20 protein-coding genes are annotated in these 21836 nt (G+C 31.4%); 9 read left to right on the top strand and 11 right to left on the bottom strand.

All coding sequences use genetic code 11. From position 1 onward, the window contains the following. Window positions 1-83: 83 nt before the first annotated feature. Together trxB and dapB are read left to right on the top strand one after the other, a co-directional pair. Window positions 84-1025 (top strand): thioredoxin-disulfide reductase, encoded by a 942-nt coding sequence (gene trxB / locus BKH44_RS00100; RefSeq protein WP_095268940.1) that lies wholly within the window; start codon window positions 84-86, stop codon window positions 1023-1025. Window positions 1026-1033: 8 nt separating this feature from the next. Further along, window positions 1034-1798 (top strand): 4-hydroxy-tetrahydrodipicolinate reductase, encoded by a 765-nt coding sequence (gene dapB, locus BKH44_RS00095; RefSeq protein ID WP_095268938.1) that lies wholly within the window; start codon window positions 1034-1036, stop codon window positions 1796-1798. Here the strand turns inward: dapB and BKH44_RS00090 are convergent. The 4 genes from BKH44_RS00090 to fliQ are packed head-to-tail and all read right to left on the bottom strand — an operon-like array spanning window position 1774 to window position 4896. Next, window positions 1774-2010 carry a 4-oxalocrotonate tautomerase family protein gene (locus BKH44_RS00090; protein WP_095268937.1) on the bottom strand — a complete coding sequence of 79 codons (237 nt, stop codon included), beginning with the start codon at window positions 2008-2010 and terminating at the stop codon, window positions 1774-1776. The two genes, dapB and BKH44_RS00090, sit on opposite strands and share 25 nt — an antisense overlap. A gap of 11 nt (window positions 2011-2021) precedes the next feature. Beyond that, window positions 2022-3836: a conjugal transfer protein TraF gene (traF, locus tag BKH44_RS00085; protein WP_095268935.1), complete on the bottom strand. Its 1815-nt coding sequence runs from the start codon at window positions 3834-3836 to the stop codon at window positions 2022-2024. Window positions 3837-3853: 17 nt separating this feature from the next. After that, on the bottom strand, window positions 3854-4633 hold the full coding sequence (locus BKH44_RS00080) for a UDP-N-acetylmuramate dehydrogenase (RefSeq protein ID WP_095268934.1): 780 nt from the start codon (window positions 4631-4633) through the stop codon (window positions 3854-3856). After that, a complete protein-coding gene (gene fliQ / locus BKH44_RS00075) occupies window positions 4630-4896 on the bottom strand; it encodes a flagellar biosynthesis protein FliQ (RefSeq protein WP_095268932.1) in 267 nt (88 codons plus the stop codon). Before fliQ ends, BKH44_RS00080 begins: the two co-directional genes overlap by 4 nt. Before the next feature lie 146 nt (window positions 4897-5042). On the opposite strand from fliQ, the gene BKH44_RS00070 reads away from it, so the two are divergent. The 3 genes from BKH44_RS00070 to trpA are packed head-to-tail and all read left to right on the top strand — an operon-like array spanning window position 5043 to window position 8576. Further along, a complete protein-coding gene (locus BKH44_RS00070; protein WP_095268931.1) occupies window positions 5043-6545 on the top strand; it encodes a bifunctional indole-3-glycerol phosphate synthase/phosphoribosylanthranilate isomerase in 1503 nt (500 codons plus the stop codon). Beyond that, window positions 6542-7801 (top strand): tryptophan synthase subunit beta, encoded by a 1260-nt coding sequence (trpB, locus tag BKH44_RS00065; protein WP_095268929.1) that lies wholly within the window; start codon window positions 6542-6544, stop codon window positions 7799-7801. The genes BKH44_RS00070 and trpB overlap by 4 nt, the downstream gene beginning before the upstream one ends. Before the next feature lies 1 nt (window position 7802). After that, window positions 7803-8576, top strand: coding sequence for a tryptophan synthase subunit alpha (trpA, locus tag BKH44_RS00060; protein ID WP_095268927.1), 774 nt, complete (start codon window positions 7803-7805; stop codon window positions 8574-8576). Here trpA and serA read toward each other — a convergent pair. From serA to pheS, 7 genes are all read right to left on the bottom strand, one after another. Further along, window positions 8573-10153, bottom strand: a complete 1581-nt coding sequence (gene serA / locus BKH44_RS00055; RefSeq protein WP_095268925.1) for a phosphoglycerate dehydrogenase — start codon at window positions 10151-10153, stop codon at window positions 8573-8575. The genes trpA and serA overlap by 4 nt on opposite strands. A gap of 16 nt (window positions 10154-10169) precedes the next feature. Further along, window positions 10170-10505, bottom strand: coding sequence for a hypothetical protein (locus BKH44_RS00050; RefSeq protein ID WP_095268923.1), 336 nt, complete (start codon window positions 10503-10505; stop codon window positions 10170-10172). 147 nt (window positions 10506-10652) lie between these two features. Next, window positions 10653-12308 (bottom strand): 30S ribosomal protein S1, encoded by a 1656-nt coding sequence (locus BKH44_RS00045; RefSeq protein ID WP_095268921.1) that lies wholly within the window; start codon window positions 12306-12308, stop codon window positions 10653-10655. Between the two features lie 67 nt (window positions 12309-12375). After that, window positions 12376-13218, bottom strand: coding sequence for a 4-hydroxy-3-methylbut-2-enyl diphosphate reductase (locus tag BKH44_RS00040; protein WP_095268919.1), 843 nt, complete (start codon window positions 13216-13218; stop codon window positions 12376-12378). Between the two features lie 15 nt (window positions 13219-13233). Further along, window positions 13234-14523: a 3-phosphoshikimate 1-carboxyvinyltransferase gene (gene aroA / locus BKH44_RS00035; RefSeq protein WP_095268917.1), complete on the bottom strand. Its 1290-nt coding sequence runs from the start codon at window positions 14521-14523 to the stop codon at window positions 13234-13236. 3 nt (window positions 14524-14526) lie between these two features. Further along, window positions 14527-16890, bottom strand: a complete 2364-nt coding sequence (gene pheT / locus BKH44_RS00030; protein ID WP_095268915.1) for a phenylalanine--tRNA ligase subunit beta — start codon at window positions 16888-16890, stop codon at window positions 14527-14529. Between the two features lies 1 nt (window position 16891). Beyond that, window positions 16892-17881 (bottom strand): phenylalanine--tRNA ligase subunit alpha, encoded by a 990-nt coding sequence (pheS, locus tag BKH44_RS00025; protein ID WP_095268912.1) that lies wholly within the window; start codon window positions 17879-17881, stop codon window positions 16892-16894. A 123-nt stretch (window positions 17882-18004) separates the two neighbouring features. On the opposite strand from pheS, the gene BKH44_RS00020 reads away from it, so the two are divergent. Genes BKH44_RS00020 through BKH44_RS00005 form a run of 4 tightly spaced genes read left to right on the top strand, consistent with a single transcriptional unit; the run spans window position 18005 to window position 21550 of the window. After that, complete coding sequence (locus BKH44_RS00020) at window positions 18005-18337, top strand: histidine triad nucleotide-binding protein (RefSeq protein WP_095268911.1); 333 nt, start codon at window positions 18005-18007, stop codon at window positions 18335-18337. A gap of 10 nt (window positions 18338-18347) precedes the next feature. Then, window positions 18348-19685 carry an aminotransferase class V-fold PLP-dependent enzyme gene (locus BKH44_RS00015; RefSeq protein ID WP_095268909.1) on the top strand — a complete coding sequence of 446 codons (1338 nt, stop codon included), beginning with the start codon at window positions 18348-18350 and terminating at the stop codon, window positions 19683-19685. A gap of 1 nt (window position 19686) precedes the next feature. Beyond that, a complete protein-coding gene (locus BKH44_RS00010) occupies window positions 19687-20358 on the top strand; it encodes a response regulator transcription factor (protein WP_095268907.1) in 672 nt (223 codons plus the stop codon). Further along, window positions 20333-21550, top strand: coding sequence for a HAMP domain-containing sensor histidine kinase (locus BKH44_RS00005; protein ID WP_095268905.1), 1218 nt, complete (start codon window positions 20333-20335; stop codon window positions 21548-21550). The genes BKH44_RS00010 and BKH44_RS00005 overlap by 26 nt, the downstream gene beginning before the upstream one ends. The last annotated feature ends 286 nt before the right edge of the window (window positions 21551-21836 follow it).

The following is a 21836-nucleotide window of genomic DNA, read 5'->3' as shown; positions in this document are numbered from 1 at the left end:
CCCCCTTTAAAGGGTTATATACCTATTGTTTATTATCACATACTACCATATTTATCAAATAAAAAAAATTATCGGAGGATTTTATGATTGATTTGGCAATTATTGGTGGTGGACCTGCTGGTTTATCTGCTGGACTTTATGCAACAAGAGGTGGCATTAAAGATGTTGTTTTATTTGAGAAAGGAATGCCAGGGGGACAAATTACAGGGAGTAGTGAAATAGAAAATTATCCCGGCGTAAAAGAGATTGTAAGCGGACTTGATTTTATGCAACCTTGGCAAGAACAATGTTTTCGTTTTGGACTCAAACATCAAATGGTGGAAGTTTCTCAAGTAAGCAAAGAAGAAAAAATTTTTAAAATCCATCAAAATGATGGCAAAATTATTGAAGCAAAAAGTGTTATAGTAACTACCGGTGGACGACCAAAAAAAACAGGTATCAAAGGTGAGAATGAATTTTGGGGAAAAGGTGTAAGTACTTGTGCAACTTGCGATGGTTTTTTTTATAAAAATAAAGAAGTAGCTGTATTAGGAGGTGGTGATACTGCTCTTGAAGAAGCTATTTTTTTGACTAAAATGTGCAAAAAAGTTTATCTTATCCATAGGAGAGGGGAATTTCGAGCAGCTCCAATCACTGTAGAGCATGCTAAATCAAATAATAAAATAGAATTCCTCATACCTAATACTGTTGAAGAGATAAAAGGTGATGTAAGTGGTGTTAATTCAATCCTTATAAAAAATCTACAAACTAATAAAATCCAAGAATTGGAAGTTCCAGGTATTTTTATTTTTGTAGGTTATGAAGTTAATAATAATATCTTAAAACAAGATAATGGGAATATGCTTTGCAAATGTGATGAATTTGGTTCTGTTATAGTGGATTTATCAATGAAAACTAATATTGAAGGATTATTTGCAGCAGGCGATATTAGGATAAAAGCATCAAAACAAGTCATATGTGCTGCAGGAGATGGTGCTACAGCAGCTATTGAAGCGATAGCTTATTTGGATCATAAATTTAAATAAGGATTAAAATCTTGAAAATAGGTATATTTGGTGCTACAGGCAGGATTGGTAGGCTCCTCATTGAAGAGACTATCAAAGATAAGGAATTAGAACTTGGAAGTGTATTTGTTCATAAAGAATTAGCTTTCTCATTACCTGAAAAAACACTTGCTACAAATAATTTTGAAAGTTTTATCCAAAATTCCGATCTTGTGATTGATTTTTCACTCCCAGAAGCTACACATTCATTACTGCAAGCTCTTATAAAAAGACCTATACCTCTTGTTTCAGGAACAACAGGACTTGACGAATCAACATTTTCTTTATTCAAAGAACTTTCATTATTGACACCATTATTATATGCAACAAATATGTCAAAAGGTGTTGCAATGCTAAATCGTTTACTTCCAATTATTGTTAAAGGCTTGGATGATTCAGACATTGAAATTTCTGAAATCCATCATCGATACAAAAAAGATGCTCCAAGCGGTACAGCACTTTCCTTAGCAAATACTTGTGCAAAAGCCCGTGGACTTGATCTTTCAAAAGTTAGAATCTCAGGAAGAGATGGCAATATTGATAAAAGGAAAGCAGATGAAATTGGTGTGATGAGTTTTAGGGGTGGAGACATTGCAGGTAAACATACTGTTGGATTTTATTTAGATGGAGAGTATTTAGAACTTACACATAATGCTAATTCACGACTTACTTTTGCAAAAGGAGCTATCACAGCAGCAAAATGGCTTATAAAACAAAAAAATGGATTTTATCAAATAGAAGACTTATTCAAATAATTTTTAAAATTTAGATTATCTTTTTTATCTAGATCGCTCAAAAGTTCTTCACCTTTTGCAAAACTATCACGATTGAATTCAGTAAAACTTACATAAACACTTGATTTGGGCTTACCAGCTATTTTTTCTAAAGAAGATGAAACATCTTTTGCAATTTTTCTTTTTTGATCAGGAGTCAATTTTCCACCAACTTTTATATCAACGTAAGGCATTCATTTCTCCTTTACCAACTAAAACCACCACCAAGTCTTAGACTCAAATAGCTTGGAAGTTTATAACCATTCAAATTTGTAGTTTTCAGATTGGATTGGACAGCTAAATCAAAAAAACCTAAAATATTCAAACCTCCAGTGAGTATAATACCTTCTCCTTCTTGACTTTTTATATCATACATAGAACCAAATCTAAAATCAATATATTTAAAATCAAGCATAATCCCTCCACCTATCATTTGATTTTTGGGAGATAAGTATGAAAGTGTGTGATTAGCTACAAGATCTGCATCCATAGCGATAGATAAAAATTTCCATTCATAAGAAATTCCTGCTCTGTATTGAGAATTTAAAATTATTTTTTGATTATTATTTAGCTTAATAACAGGTTCATTCAAGTCTTTTCCTACGAGTCCTAAACTCAATCCTTTGTAATTGTATAATAAACCAAAGTCTATTCCGAAGGTTTGTGTTTGTGGAATGCCTTTAAAATCTATATCACCAAAAGAATTACTAAGAGAATCAAAAGAACCTATTTTATTTATACCATAACCCATCCCAAAAATATACTTAGCAGCAAATCCAACACTTATGTTTCCAATTGGAGTAGAAAATGCTTGACCATAACCAATAGGGATTTCACTCACAGTGATTCCTGTACCATGAATTTGATGTCTAGCATCAGGACTAAGTAATGAATAAGCATTAAAATCACTGCTATTAGACGAACTCAAATTGATAGAATCTTTATGAATATCAACACGGACATAATTACTATCAGTATCAATAATAATCTGATTATGAGTTGGGTCAAAAGAAGCATTTGCAGAAGTAAAAGCATTTGCAAAAATCCCAAAAGCTATAGCTCCTCTAGAATCTGCTCCATTGCCACCAATCTGAAATACCAAACCATTTTGAGAAACAAGATTGAAATTATTTTTTCTAAGTGCATTTTGAAGGGTATCAATATCTTGTATGAAACGATTTATTTGAGGGTCATTACTATTAGTCAAAGTAACTCCTCCAAGAGTTGTTAACAAATCATTAATAGTGAATTTACCTCCTTCTTCAGCTTTTGATACCAAATTGGCTACTCCTGAAATATTATTAGAATCCAAATTACTAATGATATTTTTTATCAATCTTAAAGCCTCATTATCTCCAGATTCTCCTGTAGTTTTATCAATAGCACTTGAAAAATTTCCTTTTACATTATCAGTAATATTTTGTGAAATATGTGTTGGTTTGCCATTTGATGGGTTTATGACTGCATTTTTAAAAGCTTCTGTTGCAGATTTTATATCCGTGGCATTAGTTACAGCTTCTACTTGGGTTGTGCTAGCACCACTATTGGTAAGGATACTTGCAAAAAAATCTTGAACATTTTGAGTTGTTTTCAATCCAGAAACTTCTGCACCACTTGTATTTTTGAAATCAATGTTTTTCAATACATTTCCAAGAGTCCCTCCAAGATTGATTGTTTGTACAGAAGTTATAGCTCCACCAAGCACACCACTTTTAGGACTATCTTCAATGATACCACCTATTTTATCAGGCATATTTTTTAAATTTTCATAATCTATACCTGCTAGTGATAAGAAATTTTTTTCTTTTATTTGGACACCAAAGCTATAAGCAATCCTAGATTTTTTATCTATACCTAACAATGCAGGATTGTAATACAAAGCCCATTGAGAATTTCTAAGTGCAACCCCAGCTCCACCCATACTAGAAGATATATTTCCCATTCCTCCAAATTCTAAAGCTTTTAAACCACTCCCGAGCAAGGAACTTGCCAAAATTATTTTAAAGATTCTACAATACATCATTTTTCCTTGTTTTTTTACTCTAAAATCACAACTTCTTCTTCAAGTTGTATGCCATATTCTTCAAATACTCTTTTTTTACCTAGTTCAATAAGCTGGAGTGCATCTTCAAATTTTCCTCCACCTAAATTAACTAAAAAATTTGAATGTTCTTGCGAAAACCCTATATCACCAATACAATACCCCTTTAAACCTACAGACTCTAATAACTTCCCTGCAAAATACCCTGAAGGATTTTTAAAACAACTCCCACAAGAAGGTTTTTTAGGATGAGAAGAACGCATTTTATGAAATAATGGGCTTAAATCCTCCCTAAAGCCTACTTTTTTTTTAAACCTTGCTGCAAAAATGATACCTTCTATATTCGTATTCCTGTAACCTATGTTTAAAGATTCTTTTTGTCTCCATTCGCCATCAATACAAACACATTCAAGAATATCTTTTATTTCATATGCTTTCATCCCTGCATTCATTTTAATCAAACCTCCAAGACTTCCAGGCAATGCACCTAAAAATTCTAGACCATATAAATTAAAATTTTTAAAATATTTATAGATTTTTTGAGCACTCGTAAATGCTCCTATTTCAATAAACTCTCCAATATCTTTAATATAATCATAACGATTATCTAAAATTGCAATATCCTTAGCTTCTGGCGACACTAATAAATTATAACCATAGCCAACAATCCTCCAACCTTCTTTTCTATCATTAAAATCTTTAACAATAGTTATGGGTATTTCTCCTCCAACCTTAATAGAAGAATATTTAGAAAAATCTATAATTTTTTTATTCATAAAACAAACTTTGGAATAAGATTGATAAGCATTTTTGTATAATCTAAAAGCATATTCAACATCCAAGGCATTGTCAAAATCACCACAGCAATCACGGCTAAAATTTTTGGCACAAAAGATAAAGTCAATTCATTTATTTGTGTTGCAGCTTGAAAAATGCTCACTAACAATCCAACAATAAGACCTGCCAAAAGTATTGGTAAAGAAATAATCAAAGTAATCTTGTAAGTCTCTATTGCTAATCCCATAAGCTGCGATTCCATTATTGACCCGCCTTCTACAATAATATCTCTTATTTTTACTCTAAAAGCAAAATTATTATATCGAATTTTGAATGAAGAAAAACTTTTATATTTTAAGTTTTTGTGTATCATTTCAATTTCGCATACTGCAAAGATAAGAGGAATCAATGGTAGAAGTTTTAAGAAGAATCACTCAAAAAAGAGAGCAAAAAATTCAAAATTTAGGTTTTAGTTTTGGTCATATTATTCCTGTCAAAAGACTCGCTCCTCTTTGTCCTCCAAAGTTTGATTCAAATCTTCCTTTGATGATAGCAGAGATAAAAAGGGCTTCACCATCAGCAGGACATATTGGAGATATTACCGATCCTATTTCTCTAGCTGCTGACTATCTTAATAGTGGGGCTAGGGTTATTTCAGTATTAACGGAAGAAGATTATTTCAATGGGAGTCTACAAGATCTTATTGAGATCAAAAATACATTCAAAAATGCAAGTATTTTGCGAAAAGATTTCATCCAATATCCCCAAGAAATAGAAATTTCTTATTTATGTGGTGCTGACTTAGTACTTGTAATCATAGCGATGTTTATAGAAGATATTCAAAAAGAAGTACAGCTTAAAGAAATTTTTTTAGAATGTAAAAAGTATGGACTAACCCCCTTGGTTGAAATCCATAATCAAGAAGAATTAAATTTTGCACTAAAATTCCAACCTTTCCTTTTAGGTATTAATTCAAGGAATTTACATACTTTTGAAATAAATAAACCAAAAGCCATGAACCTTAAATCTAATATACCTCCTTCAATTAAAACTATTTTTGAATCTGGAATCCAATCAAGTTTTGATGGGTATCTTGCTGGTAATTTTAGCTTTGATGGACTACTTTGTGGTAGCTATTTGGTAAAATCTGAAGAAAAAAATATAAAAATCCCCTCCCTTATCAAAAGCTTTAATTTAGGTAAAAAATATAAAAATCCTTTTTATCCTAAAGTGTTTGATTCCTCTGTCAATCATCTTACTCCATTGATAAAAATCTGTGGCATTACCAATATTGATGATGCTTTTTTAGCAGCAGAATTAGGTGTTGATATGATTGGTTTTATTTTAGAAAAAACAAGCCCAAGATATCAAGATATAAAATCCATTAAAAATATTTCAAAAGCCTTATCAAAGATTTACCCACAAATCCTCAAAATTGGCGTCATCACAGAAAATAAAGAAACATTGTTGAATGCAAGAGAACTATTCAAAGAAGGTGTTTTAGATGCCTTACAACTGCATTCTGCAAATCCACTTTCTCCAAACCAATTTGCTTCTTACGATCTCAAAGAAGCTGATTTTAATTTTTACATTTGTGTGAATTTTGAAAATCTACAAGATTATCCTAATGATTGTATTTCTCCTTTTGTTCTACTAGATTCAAAATCAAATTTAAAAGGTGGAAGTGGACAGACTATCCCGCTAGAGGTGTTAAAAAATCTAAAAGATATGGGTAAAGATTTATTTATAGCTGGAGGGATAGGCATGGAAAATATTGAAGATATATTATCATTGAAGCCAAAAATGCTAGATATCAACTCACAAATAGAAAATTCACCAGGTAAAAAAGATAAATTCAAACTCAAAGCTATCATAGAAAAAATCAAAAATTCCTCTCAAGGAAACCAATGAAAAAAATACCCCTAAAATCCAAAAATAAATTTTTTGGGGATGTTGTTAATGGATATTTTGGTGGACAATACATCCCTGAGATTCTAAAACCAGCATTGCTAGAACTCCAAGAAGCTTATCAAAAAATCTTTCCAACTCCTTTATATCAAAGAGAACTCAAAACTTTATTCAAACATTTTGTTTCTCGCCCTACTCCACTTATTTATGCACAAAATGCTTCAAAAATTTTACACAATGAAATTTATTTAAAATTTGAAGGTTTAGCAAACACTGGGGCTCATAAGATAAATAATGCTATCGGTCAAGTCTTATTAGCAAAAAAAATGGGTAAAAAACATATTATTGCAGAGACTGGTGCTGGACAACATGGACTTGCTGTAGCTGCAGCTTGTGCTAAGCTTGGATTAAAATGTGAAATCTATATGGGTGAAATTGATATCAACAGACAAAAACCAAATGTTTTTAATATGCAACTTTTTGGGGCAAAAGTCATCAGTGTCTCTTCAGGTAGCAAAACCTTAAAAGATGCTGTTAATGAAACGCTTAGAATATGGAGCAAGAGAAGCAAAGATACTTTTTATGTCTTAGGGAGTGCATTAGGTCCCTACCCCTACCCTGATATTGTTAGGGACTTACAAAGTATAATTGGCAAAGAAGTTAAACAGCAGTGCAAAGACTATTTTCAAGGCTTACCTGATTACCTCATAGCTTGTGTGGGTGGAGGTAGTAATTCTATAGGTTTTTTTTCTGCTTTTTTGAATGAAAAGGTATCCTTGATAGGTGTCGAGGCAGGTGGCATTAGTCCAAAAATTGGACAAAATGCCGCAAGAATGGATAAAAAAAGCATCGCATCTATTGGTATCGCACAAGGCTATAAAAGTATTTTTCTACAAAATGCTCAAGGACAGCTTTCAGCCACCCATTCTATTAGTGCAGGGCTTGATTATGCTGGAATTGGACCACAATTAGCATATTTAGGAACCATTGGAAGAATAAAATTTTTAAGTGCAAAAGATGAAGAAACACTTGAGGCACTCAAATTCTTTGCTCAAAACGAAGGGATAATACCTGCTTTAGAATCTTCTCACGCTCTTGCTGGAGTCTTACAAATTTGCAAAAAAATAAAAAATAAAAAAATCATTGTGAATATATCTGGAAGAGGAGATAAAGATATTTTTATTACAGCTAAAGCATTGAATCCTGATTCTTGGGTAAATTTTTTACAAGAAGAAATCAAACGTATTAAAGGGATTTGAGATGAAAAATATACAATTTATGGGGCATATTATAGCTGGTTACCCTAATAAAAAACAAAGTATTGAAGCTGCTATGGGTATTTGTGAAGGTGGAGCTGATTTTCTTGAGATACAATTCCCTTTTTCTGATCCTAATGCTGATGGTCCTATCATAGAAAATGCTTGCAATATAGCACTCAAAAATGGATTTGAAATCAAAGATGGTTTTGAAATAACAAATTTTCTATCTACTAAATATACGAACACTAAAATTATAATAATGACTTATGCAAATATTATTTTTACTTTTGGTATTGAAAAATTCATTAAAAAAGCTAAACTTTGTGGTGTAATAGCCATCATCATACCCGATCTAACATTTGAAAGTGATGAAGGCTTAAGGTCAATCGCTAAAAACTATCATATTCATGTCATTGAACTCATCACACCTGGCATGCCCGCCAAACGGATACAAAAATTATCTAAAAATACCTCTTGTGAATTCGTATATGTTGTCGCTAGAAGTGGCATCACTGGAGAAAAAACTTGTATAGATGAATTTCTATTCGAATGGATTGATTTTGTACGAAAAAATTGCACTAAAAAAATTGCACTTGGATTTGGTATCCAAAATAAAAATCAAATTCAAGCATTAAAAGATAAAATTGATATTGTTGTAGCTGGAAGCTATTTTGTTAAAAAAATAGCTTCTTTAAAAGATGGAAAAAATACTCTTGAAATCCTCAAAATCCATACAACCAATCTATTCCCAGTCACTATGAAAAGAAATAATTAAATTGTAACGGTTTTGATACCCAAACAAGCTGGGATATTTTTGAGTTCATTGATAACATTTTCAGGGATTTGATTATCTACCACAATCAAAGCCAAAGCTTCTTTTTTCATATTCCTTCCAAGTCTAAAATCTGCAATATTGATATTATATTTTGCTAAAATATTACCTACATTACCAATAACACCAGGAACATCGGTATTTTTAAAAAGTATCATCTTTCCTTTTGGCTCTATGTCAATATTAAAACCATTGATATTGGTTAACTTAATAATATTTTCATCAAATACAGTACCACTTCCACTCAAAGACTCTTCAGATGTTGTAAGTGTAAGCGTGATAAGATTCTTATACGAATTGGAAAGCTCTTTTGTTTTAAAAACTATTTCAATACCTCTTTCTTTAGCAATGAATTGAGCATTGACATAATTAATATTATCCCCCAATGAAGATTTTAATGCCCCCACCAATGCAAAAGTAACCATAGAATTAGAATATTTACCAATCTCTCCTTCTATCAAAAGCTGAATAGAGGTAATAACTCCTTTATTTGCCTGAGCACAAAAGAAGCCAAGTTTTTGAGTTAAATCTAAATAGGCTTTAATATTCTCAGGTAATTCTGTTTCTTTCACAGGCAAATTTAAAGCATTGGGATAACCCGCACCCCTAGCAGCCTCTAAAGCTGCTTGAGCTGCTTGAAGAGCTATTTGTTCTTGAGATTCTAGTGTATTAGCACCAATATGAGGAGTCACATAAACATTGTCTAAATCAAGGAGTTTGTTATCTATTCCAGGTTCTTTGGCAAAAACATCAATACCTGCCCAACGAATTTTTTTGTTTTTAAGGGCATTATAAAGATCATCTTCATTATACAACCCACCTCTTGCACAATTGATTAAAATAACGCCCTCTTTCATCTTCTCTATTTCTTTGGCTGATATGATATTTTTTGTCTCTTCATTTTTTGGGGTATGGATAGTGATAATATCACACTTTAAAATATCATCGAAATTTTTTGTATATATAATTCCCATATCAGTAGCTTTTGAAGGGAATATATATGGATCATAAACAATTACCTCCATTTCAAATGCCTTTGCCCTAATACCAACCCTAGAACCAATATTTCCAAAACCTATAATACCTATTTTTTTCCCTTTAAGTTCTGTGCCATACCAATCCTCACGTTTCCATTTTCTTTCAATGCGAAGCTGTGAATCTGCTCCAGGAAAATTCCTCACTGTATTTATAATATGAGCCATTGTCAACTCAACAGCTGCAATAGTATTTGCAGTAGGTACATTCATAACAACAATACCCTTTTTGGAACAATTCAATATATCAATATTATCTACTCCTACACCAGCTCTCACAATCGCTTTGAGTTTACCAACCGATTGAAGAAATGTAGCATCTATACTTGTAGAACTTCTTGTGATGACAACATCAGCATCGATTAAATGGCGATAAAGATCATTTTTTTGAAGGTGTGCAAGATTTTCTACTTGAATATCATTTTGATTCATCAATAAATCAAGTCCTTTTTGATGAATATGATCACAAACAATTATTTTATGCATATCTATCCTCCTAGAATCATTGGAGTTTATATTGTATCTCATAATATCTGAGATCTTGTAAGATTTGCTCTTTTTTTCTATTACTGGGCAAAAAAACGATCATATTGATAGAATCTTTGGATTGATAATAAGCAAATTCAACCTTTTCTTCCTTGAAAACTTCATTCAAACAAGAAAATTTATAATCATCCAATTGATTAATAATTATTTTTGTAGCACTGTTTTTTTCATTAGAATTTTTGAACTCAACACCAATTTTTATTTCTGTAGCAGGATAAGAATAAGGCAAAGGTTTTTGTGCAAAATTAGGTAACCAAGAGGGTTCATTTTCTTTGAAATCTTTTTTTTCCAAAGAAATTTTAGAATGACTAACCTCGTAAATATTTTTAGGTATGAATTTATGATATATAAAAAGAAAATATATAGACAGAATGAATAATACTATTAAAATTACCAATCCCAATAGTATTTTTAATCTCATATTCAGATAACTATAATTTTAGATTCTATCTTTGATAAGATCGCCTAAGGTCATTTTATCATCAGAATTGAAAGCTTTGAGTTCTTCTTTTTCTTTTTTACGTTCTAGCTTTTTGACAGAAACACGAACTTTATTGTTTGTCCTATCAATAAAGGCAACAACACCTTGTATCTCATCTCCAATCTTAACTTCTTCTTTTTTTAAAGGAGACAAGTCTTCTGTTTTGATAAGGGCATCCATACCATCTACTTTGATAAAAATTCCAAAATCTTTAATATCAATAACATCTCCTTTGACAATATCATCAATATTATATTTCTTTTCAAATTCTTCTGCAGGAGAAGATTTAAAATCTTTTATACCCAAAGATATTCTTTCAGCTTCTTTGTCAATCTTGATGATTTTTACTTTTATTACATCACCGACTTTAAATTGATCTTTGCATTTTTGGTTTTTATCCCAAAAAGCATCTTCATTGTGCAACAAACCATCCACACCACCAAAATTTACAAAAGCTCCAAAATCAGTGAGAGTAGCGATTTTACCTTCAATAACTTCTCCTGTTTTATGATTTTTACAAAAACCAACAAAAGGTTTTTCAAGTAATTTTTTTAGTGAAACGCGCAATCTCCGATTTTGCGAATCAATTTCAATCACTTCAACATCAATTTCTTGCCCAATTTTTAAGTAATCAGCTGGATGTTTAATATCCTTATCCCAAGAAATTTCAGAAATATGCAAAAACCCCTCAATATCATTACCAATATCAACAAATACACCATAAGGCTCAATATTGCTTACAATCACTTTAATAGCATAACCTGTTTTGAGTTCTTTTTGGATTTCTTTCCAAGGATCTTCACCAATAGCCTTGATAGAAAGAGAAAGTCGCTTTTTAGCTTCATCATAAGCAATTGCTTTAACTTGAACCTTATCTCCTTCTTTATAATATTTAGATGGATTTATAGGTCCTTTATGACTGATCTCAGTATAATGGACAAGTCCTTCTACTCCATCAATTTCTATAAACATACCAAATGTAGTAATATTTTTTACTATACCTGTATGAACAGCATCTGATTGAACAAGTTTTTTTGCACCTTCAGTTTGATTTTTATCATCAAGCTCAAAAAATCTCTTTCTAGATATAATAATTGAATTATCTTCAGGACGAATATTAACAATACAAGCTTTTATTTTTTTGTCAATATTTTTTGCATCATCTTTTAAAGAAGAATTGAATTTAGGCATAAAATATTCTATACCTTCAGATTCTACAATATAACCTCCTTTATTTTTTTTGATAACCTTCCCTTCAATGACTTTATCCCTATAATCCTCTCCCAATTCTTTGATTTTAGCCTGTAGTTTTTCATTTTTGATAGCTTTTTTATAAGAAACATTAGGACGCTCTCCCCTGCCTTGAGAAGTATAAACAGGGATTTTATCGCCTTGTTTAAATAAAAGATTATTATCGTTATCTTTTATCTCAAAAATGCTCAATCTGCCTTCTATTTTTTCTCCAACATCTATCATTGCATATTCATCGTTGATTGATACGATAGTACCCTCTTTAATTGTACCTTTATCATAAGATTTTTCGCTTTCCTCTAAAAGCTTTGCAAAGTCTTCGCCTTCTTCGAAGTCTTCAAGATTTTCTAAAACCACTTTCATCCGCTACCTTTTAAATTTAATTTCTACATTTTATCTTTAATTTCCTTTTAAAGGCTTAAATTTTAAACTAGATTTTTAAACTTTCCTCAATCTCTAAAATTTTTTTCTTGACTTTGTCAATAATCCAATCTGGCGTCGAAGCTCCTGCAGTAATCCCACATAAATTCTTGTCTATAAACCATTCAGGAATCAAATCATTCTCATCTTCAACAAGATAGCTTTTTGGACAATTTTGTAATGCGATATTAAGGAGTTGTTTTGTATTTGAAGAAGTCTTTCCGCCTACAACAATCATAATATCAACTTCTTTGCTAAGCTCCCTTGCAGACTCTTGATTATCAAAAGTAGCATTGCAGATTGTGTTGAATATCCGTGTTTCATAACAATGAGTGATTAAATAAGATGAGATTTCCAATAAATCTTGGGCTTGTTTAGTAGTTTGAGATACAAGGGCTACTTTTTTTTTGATTTTTGTTTGTTTGAGTTCTTCAAACGATCCGATGACGATGGGTTCAGTTTGTGAATAACTCATTACTCCTTTCACTTCAGGATGTGCCTTATCTCCAAAAATAATTATCTGATACCCTTCTTTACTCATCAGTTCGACAATTTGCTGGGGTTTGGTCACATAAGGACAAGTTGCATCAGTGATTTGGATTTCTTTATTCTTAAGATATTCTAAATCATTTTTTGGAATACCATGCGTACGGATAATGATATTTTGTCCATTTTTTATAGCACGAGTATCTTCTTGTACTTTGACACCAAATTTCATCTCAAGTCTTGAAATTTCTTTAGGATTATGAATAAGTGGTCCTAATGTAATACTATCCTTAGTTTTTTCGGCAATTTGTATAGCTCGCTTAACCCCAAAACAAAAACCATAGTTTTTAGCCATTTTTATTTCCATATATTTTCCTTAAAACTATTGAAATTGAATTTTGGTGATATTTTTAAGGATATCTAAAAAATTTGGAAAAGAAATATCAATACATTCACAATCCTCAATTACAATGCCACTCACTAATCCTGCAATAGCAAAACTCATAGCTATCCTATGATCACCAAAACTATTCACACTGCAAGATTTCAATTCACCACCAACAATACTATAACCATCTTCAAATTCCTCACATTCAATACCCATTTTTTTTAGATTACAAATGACTGATTTTATCCTATCAGATTCTTTTACTCTAAGTTCTTTGGCATTTTTCACTTGACTCTTTCCTTTTGCCATTGCCATTGCGATGCTCAATGCAGGCAACTCATCAATAAGCCAAGAAATATTTTGCTCAATACTGATAGCACAAAGCGATTTTTGTTCTATATAAATATCTCCAACAACCTCATAGTCTTTATTTGAAATAAAATACTCTACTTTTGTACCCATTTTTTTCAAGATTTCAAAACCTTCAATACGGGTTTGATTCAATAAAACATTTTTAAGTAAAACTTTAGCACCTGGGACAATAGCCGCTCCAATAGCAAAAAAAAATGCACTTGATGGATCTGAAGGTATTTGAATATTTAATGCCTTAAGGGGAGAATTTAAAGGCATAATCTGAATATCATTATCCTTATTTTTGATATCTGCCCCCATACCTTTGAGCATATTTTCAGTGTGATTCCTACTAAGGGTAGATTCTGTATAATGCGAAATATCATCAGCGTTCAACGCAGCCAAAATCATCGCACTTTTTACCTGAGCAGATGAAATGGGGCTTTGATAAGAAAAATGTTTTAATTTAGTGCCAATGATTGTTATTGGTGCTAAAGAATTATTTTCTTTAGCATAAATTTTAGCCCCTATATTTTTTAATGGCTTTATAACACGTTGCATTGGTCTATGTCTTAAGTATTTATCCCCACTCAAAACAAAATACCCTTCCTTGCCTGCAAGCAGTCCTGCATAAAGTCGAATAGCTGTGCCAGCATTCCCACAATCAAGAATATCATCAGGCTCTTTTATACCATTTTTAGGGGGAATGAATTTCATTTTATTTTGAGAAATCTCTTCAACCTCTAGTCCAAGCATTTTAGCTATTTTTAAGGTATTTAAAGTATCTTCACCTAATAAATAATCAACAACATATGATGCCTCATTACTCAAAAGGCTAAAAATAGCACAACGATGTGAAATAGACTTATCTGTAGCAATATTGTCTATTTGTATTTCAAATTTTTTTGCTGGATTGATAAGTATTTTTTTCACCCATTAATCCTTCAATTTAGCATCAAACCGACATTGCAAGATTTTCAAAACTTCATCTGTTGTAAAAACTAAATCTTCTTCTTTTAGTGTAGTATCAATAGCTTGAATCACAATACGTAAACTCAATGCAATCTTACCCACCAAAGATATATCCTTATAAATATCCAATGGATAAATATTATTGAGATATTTAATATTAGAATTTAGAATTTCGGATTGAATTTCATCAAATGCTATGTCCTCATCTATTATTATAGTAATATCTCTTAGACTTGAGGGGAATCTAGAAAATTCTTTTGCAAATATATGTTTTTGACTCAACAAGTCCATATCAACCTCACAATAAAATCCATTTTCAATATCCATTTCTTCACAAAGGATTGGATTTATTTTACTGATAATACCAGCTTTTTGATTGTTGATAAAAACACTTGCACTTTGATAAGGATGAATAGTTTTATTAAACATATAGCTATCAAGGTTTTTGAGTTCAAAATGACCAATAATAGAAGAAATATTCTTAGCAAAATGATAAAAATCCCAATCTACACCCTTAGGATTAGGATAAATTTCACTTTGCTCTAACCCACTGACAACAAAAGCTATGTTTGTTTTCTCTATCCTATCTTCATCATAAACACTCCCTATTTCAAATATTTTTATGCTTTTGTAACCAAAATTTTTGTTCCTCGCTACAGAATCAAGCATTGCTGGAATAAGTGATGTCCTAAGAGTATTGAGTTCAGAATTGATAGGATTTAATAAATCAAGTTCATCTTTAAGAACTTGATAGCCTAAATACTTCAGCCTTTCTTTTTGATAAAAAAGATAATGAATGGTTTCTACAAATCCTACTCCAATAGCACAATTAGCAATATTTCTTTGATTTTTATAGTGAAAATATCCTGGATTTGTATTTGATTTTTCAGAATAAAAATGAGGCATTGGAGCAATATTTTCAATACCATAAATACGCAACAATTCTTCAGCTGCATCTTGTTTTGTGCGAATATCATGTCTATAGCTTGGAGGAATGATTGTAAAAAAATTATCATCACAAGTAGCCTTAATTGTAAAATTAAGACTTTTTAATATATTGGCTATTTCTTCTTTTTCAATATTTTTTCCGATCGTATTACAGATAGCTCCAAAGGTCGTATTAATAACTTTATCTTCATAATCTTGCTTAACTTCCTGCGTACCTGAATAAATAAGGCATTTTGTAAAATCCATAAACAAACCACATAAACAATTAATACCTATCTCAAGTTCTGGATTGCTACCTCTAGTAGTCCGATATATAAGATTTTTATCTGCTTTAGGTTTATGCTTAAAAAGCAATTTCGAAATACAAACAGGATCAATATAACTCGCCTCAATAATGATAATTTTAGGGAATGTATTAAGATCTTGTTGGACTTGGTTGCCCACACCAATAATAGAAAGTTTTTTATCGCCAAAAACAGCCTCAAATCCATTTTCATCTTTTTTAATATTCAAACGAGTTTCTACACTCTTATTTGAAGAAATAATTTCATAAGAATCCAATGCATAAACATTAAGAATAACTCCTGTCATGTAAATTCCAAATTCAATAAAATTTTGAACTGGATTTTGACTAAACGTGTTATTAAGTGCTAAAAATAATTGAATCTCTAAAGGAGTGCTAATTTGTTTTACTTCAAGTGCTTTATAAAGCAAAGAAGATTGAATTTTACCTTCAGTAAATACTTGCAATATCTTTCCTACACCCAAAGTTACACCCGATTCAATATCCCTATAATTAGAAATATTTAAATCATATATACAACTGATTTCTCTAGCTATACCTAATACACAAAGACAATCACCTCTATTTGGTGTGAGTGAAATTTCAATAATATGGGTATTGAATATTGAATATTCGTTAATTTGTTTGCCCAATTCCAAATTCCCAATACTTTTATCTAAGACCATAATACCCTCATTGATATTTGGCAATCCAAGCTCTGTGCTTGAACAAATCATCCCACAACTATCCACACCTCTGAGGTTTGTCTTAGTAATATTGAGATTCCCACCTTTTCCATGAGGCAACATTGCACCTTCAAGTGCTACAGGTACATATTGATCTTTAGCTACATTTTTTGCCCCACAAACAATTTGAAGCACTTCCTCACCTATATCTACTTTACACACATTGAGCTTATCTGCATCAGGATGAGGTATTTTTTCGATGATTTTTCCTACAACAACCTTTGAAGGCAAATCAAGCTTATAACAAGATTCTACCTCCAAACCAATATTGCTTAATTTATCACAAAGCTCTTTAATATTGATATTTGAAAGGTTTATAAATTTAGACAATAAATATGTTGAAATTATCATTTTAAAATTGCTCCAATACTCTTAAATCTGTTTCAAAAAAACTACGCAAATCATTCACATTACAAGTAAGCATAGCAAGCCTTTCAATACCCATACCAAAAGCATATCCACTCACATTTTTATAACCTACTGCTTCAAATACATATTCATCTACTACCCCACAGCCTAATACCTCTAGCCAACCAGTATTTGAGCAAACTCTACAACCATTACCCTTGCAAAAAACACAGCTAATATCCACTTCAGCACTTGGTTCTGTAAAAGGAAAAAAACTTGATCGGAATCTAACTTTAACATCACCAAACATATACTTTAAAAAATCTTCCAGAGTATATTTTAAATTAGCAAAACTAGCCTTATTGTCATTATCAACGACCAATCCTTCAACCTGATGAAACATTGGTGTATGTGTTAAATCATAATCTCTTCTAAAGGTAGGACCTGGACAAATCATCTTAATAGGAGGAGTTTGAGATTGCATCGTCCTGATTTGCACAGGTGAAGTATGTGTCCGCAACAACATCAAATCCTTGAAATAAAATGTATCTTGCATATCCCTGGCAGGATGATATTCAGGTAGATTCAAAGCTGCAAAATTATGAAAATCATCTTCAACCAAAGGACCTATGCATAATTCATAACCCAACTGCATAAAATAATCAATGATTCTATCTTTAGTATAACTGATTGGATGACCAATACTACGATGAGTTCTTGATTGAAATAAAGTAGGATCAATTTTTTCTTTTTCAAGAGAAGCTTTGAGTTCAAGAGTTTTTAAATCTATTTTTTTTGCATGATAAATAGTTTCAAAATTTTGCTTGATTTCATTAAGCTTTTGAGCAAAATTTTTTTTCTCCTCACCTTCAAGATTCCGTAACTCAGAAAATTTTTGCGTGATAATGCCTTTTTTACCTAATGCTTCTATACGGATAGATTCAAGCTCTTGAGAATCATGAGCATTTTGTAATTTTTTTAATAAAGTTTCCAAGCGTCTTCCTAATTTTTATTTTTATTATACTTATGTATGTTTATGTTCTCAATTTAACGCACGATTTTAATCAAAATAACTTTAGAAATAGATATAATTTTAAAAATTTTAAAGGAGGAAATAATGAATATATTTGAAAAAATCATTGCAGGGGAAATTCCATGCAAAAAAGTCTTAGAAAATTCAAAATTCTTAGCCTTCCATGATATTTCGCCAAAAGCCCCTATCCATGTCTTGACCATACCGAAAAAATCCATCAAAAATTTTAATGAAATCACTCCAGATTTAATGGCTGAGATGAGCGATTTTATCCTAGAAGTGGTCGAAGAACTTGGTATAAAAGACAAAGGTTATCGTATCATTACAAATATTGGGACAGATGGTGGACAAGAAATCCCTCATTTGCATTTCCATATACTTGGAGGGGCTAAGCTAAAATGGGGTGATTTAATTTAAGGCGAGATGAATGACTCAAAAAAATAAAATCTTAAAAGCCTTTTTTGAACCACTCCTTAATCATGATATAGATAAACTTAAACAGCTCAAGGAAAGCATAATCCTCAAAAAAGGTGTGAGGTATTTTGATTGGACAGCTTCAGGATTAGCAAGTTCTTTGATAGAAAAACGTATATCTAAAGTATTGCCCTACTATGCTAATACCCATTCAAAAGCCTCAAATCATGCTTCTTTAATGGTTGATCTTTATGAAAAAAGCAAAGAAATTTTAAAAAAAAATTTAGAACTTACTGAAAACTTTGCCATACTTTCTTGTGGTTTTGGAGCGACTAGCTCTATCAAAAAATTTCAAGAAATCACTGGAATTTATATCCCCTCTAAAACTAAACAATTTATTTCTAGTAAACTCAAAGGATTAACCTTACCTGGTGTGTTGATTGGTCCCTATGAACACCATTCTAATGAAATCAGCTGGAGAGAAGGACTTTGTGAAGTTCAAAGGATACCTTTGGACAAAGAAGGCAAAATTGATTTGAATGTGCTTGAAAAAATGCTTTCAAGCCATCAATTTTCATATACTTCTTTCAGTATCGCATCAAATGTTACAGGTATCTTATCTCCTTATGAGACAATTTCTACAATGAGTAGAAAATATGGAGCAATACCAATTTTTGATATGGCAAGTTCTTCTGCTTATATGAATATTGAAGCAAATTTATTTGATGCTGCCTTTCTTTCTCCGCATAAGCTTTTAGGAGGTATAGGAGGAAGTGGCTTACTCATAATAAAAAAAGATTTGGTATGCAATGACATCCCTCCTAGTTTCGCTGGTGGTGGAGTAATAAAATATGCCAATAGAAAAACTCAAGAATATTTCAATGATATTGAGATCAGAGAAGAGGCAGGAACACCGGGATTATTACAAGTATATCGTGCAGCCCTAGCCTATCAAATCAGGAATGAATATTCACTAGAAGCTATTAGACGGAGGGAACATATCCTCACTCAAATGTTTCTTTATGAACTAAAATCAATACCTGCACTCAAAATATATGGTAATGATTCAAATGAAAGACTAGGGATTGTTTCTTTCAATATAGCCGGTATTTCTCCTTATGATCTTGCATTTATTTTAAGCAATATTTATCAGATAGAAACACGTGCTGGATGCAGTTGTGCAGGTCCTTATGGACACGATTTACTTCAGATGAAGGATTTAGATTCTAGATCACTCAAAACTAAACCTGGTTGGCTTCGAGTGAGTCTCCATTACACACATTCTTTGGAGGATATCGAATACCTTTTAGATAGCTTAAAAAAAGCTACAAAAAAATTACGAGGCGGATAATATGCCTAATAAAATCCTTTTATTAGAAGATGATATTTTACTTGCTGAAATTATTTTAGAATTTTTAAATGAGCATCATTTTGAAGTCATACATTGTAGCAATGGGGTAGAACTTTTAGATATAGCTTATGAAAAAAATTTTGATATTTATCTTTTTGATGTAATGGTGCCTGAAAAAAATGGCTTTGATGTCCTGTTAACACTTAGAAATATGGGTAAAATGGCTCCAGCAATCTTTATCACTTCTCTTGCTAATATAGAAAATCTACAACAAGGTTATAAAAGTGGTTGTGATGACTATATCAGAAAACCTTTCAAGCTTGAAGAACTTCTACTACGTATCCAGACACTTTTAAAAAGACCTTTCACTCACCGAAAGGAAAATTTTGAAGATTTTGGCAATGGTGTGAAATTTGAATTCGAAACCAAAAGTGTTTACAAAGACACAGAGCTATTGTTTTTGCCAAAAAAAGAAATAGAACTACTAGGTCTTTTCCTTCAAAATCCCAACCAAATCATCACCAAAGAAACAATATTTGAGAAATTATGGGACTATGATGAAAATCCCAGCGATATGAGCTTAAGGGTATATATAAAAAATCTACGCTCTCTTATTGGAAAAAATAAAATAATTAACCAAAGAGGAAATGGTTATTGCTATGTCAAATCCTGAAGAAAAATCTGTTATATTTAAAATCCTCCTACTTTATTTACTCACTACAGGAATTTTTTTAAGTATATTTTTTACTATTTATTATGATAGAGGTTATGGTCTAATTATCCATGAAAAAAGTAGTGATTTACGCGAAGACTATATAACATTAGTGCAGCTTATTGATAAAAATGGCAGTTTTGATAATAGAGTGCTAGAAAAAATAAAAATACTTGATTTAAATAGAAATTTTATAATCTATGACAAACTTGGCAATATCTTGTATAACAAGCTTGAAAAATATCCTAAAAAAAAATATTTCAAAGGCAATGGTATCCATATATTTCAAGGATATATTTTTATAGATTTTTATCAAATGAGGCGATACAAACATTATAAAAAACAACTACCACATCCTGCTTCTTTTAACTACCACATAGTAATGAAAGGAGCCTATATACTCCCTGATATTTGGCACTTAAGATTAAAGACTGCTGGATTTTTGTTATTATCCCTTATTGGAGTGGGTATGATAGCATATTCTCTACTCAAACTTTCCCTAAGACCACTCCAAAACAAAATATCTTTCCTTGATCGCTTCATTAAAGATACCACTCACGAAATCAACACACCTGTAAGCATTATTTTAATGAGTATTGAAAGACTGGATCAAAAAAAATTCTCTTCAGACAACATCAAAAAGATAAATCGTATTCAGGTCGCTGCAAAAACCATTGCAAGTATTTATCAAAATCTTCTTTTTTATAATTTTTCTAAAAGCATCGGAGAAATAAAATCTATAGATATGAAAACGATTTTAGAGCAAAGGCTAGACTTCTTTACCCCTCTACTCCATCAAAAACATATAAAACTTAATATTTCACTCAAACCAACCTCTATTAATGCTAATGAAGATGAAATAAAATGTATTATTGATAATATCTTAAATAACGCTATAAAATACAACAAACCAGATGGAGGACAAATTTGGATAGACCTAAAAATAGGTCAATTATGTATAAAAGATAATGGTTGTGGGATAAAAACAGAGCTAAAAGACAAAATTTTTGAACGTTATAGTAGATTTAACGATTCACAAGGTGGTTTTGGTATTGGTTTAGCACTTGTCAAAGAGCTTTGCAAACGTCATAAAATAAAAATCACTTATGATTCTCAACCTAGCAAGGGCAGTTTGTTTTGTTTGAAATGGTAAAGCTAGCATCATATATATATTCTCAATAAAAAATATCTCAACCCCTCCCCTAAGGATCTCAAACCTTAAATAAAAAATATCCAAAATAACCTAAAAGGGTTTTTGATAATTCAAATCAAAAACCCTTTCTCTTTGTCATTATCTTCAATATGGGTCAATGGGGTTTTGTCTTTTGATTGGAAATGAGTGGTTTTTTCACTTCACTTCATACAACACACTATAAGCTTCAGCATCCTTATCAATAGCTTGGACAATCTTATCAGCTTGATTTTTGTGTTCGTATACA

This window comes from Helicobacter sp. 13S00477-4, from assembly GCF_002272785.1.
GTDB lineage: Bacteria > Campylobacterota > Campylobacteria > Campylobacterales > Helicobacteraceae > Helicobacter_J.
This window is presented reverse-complemented; position numbering and strand designations above follow the sequence as displayed.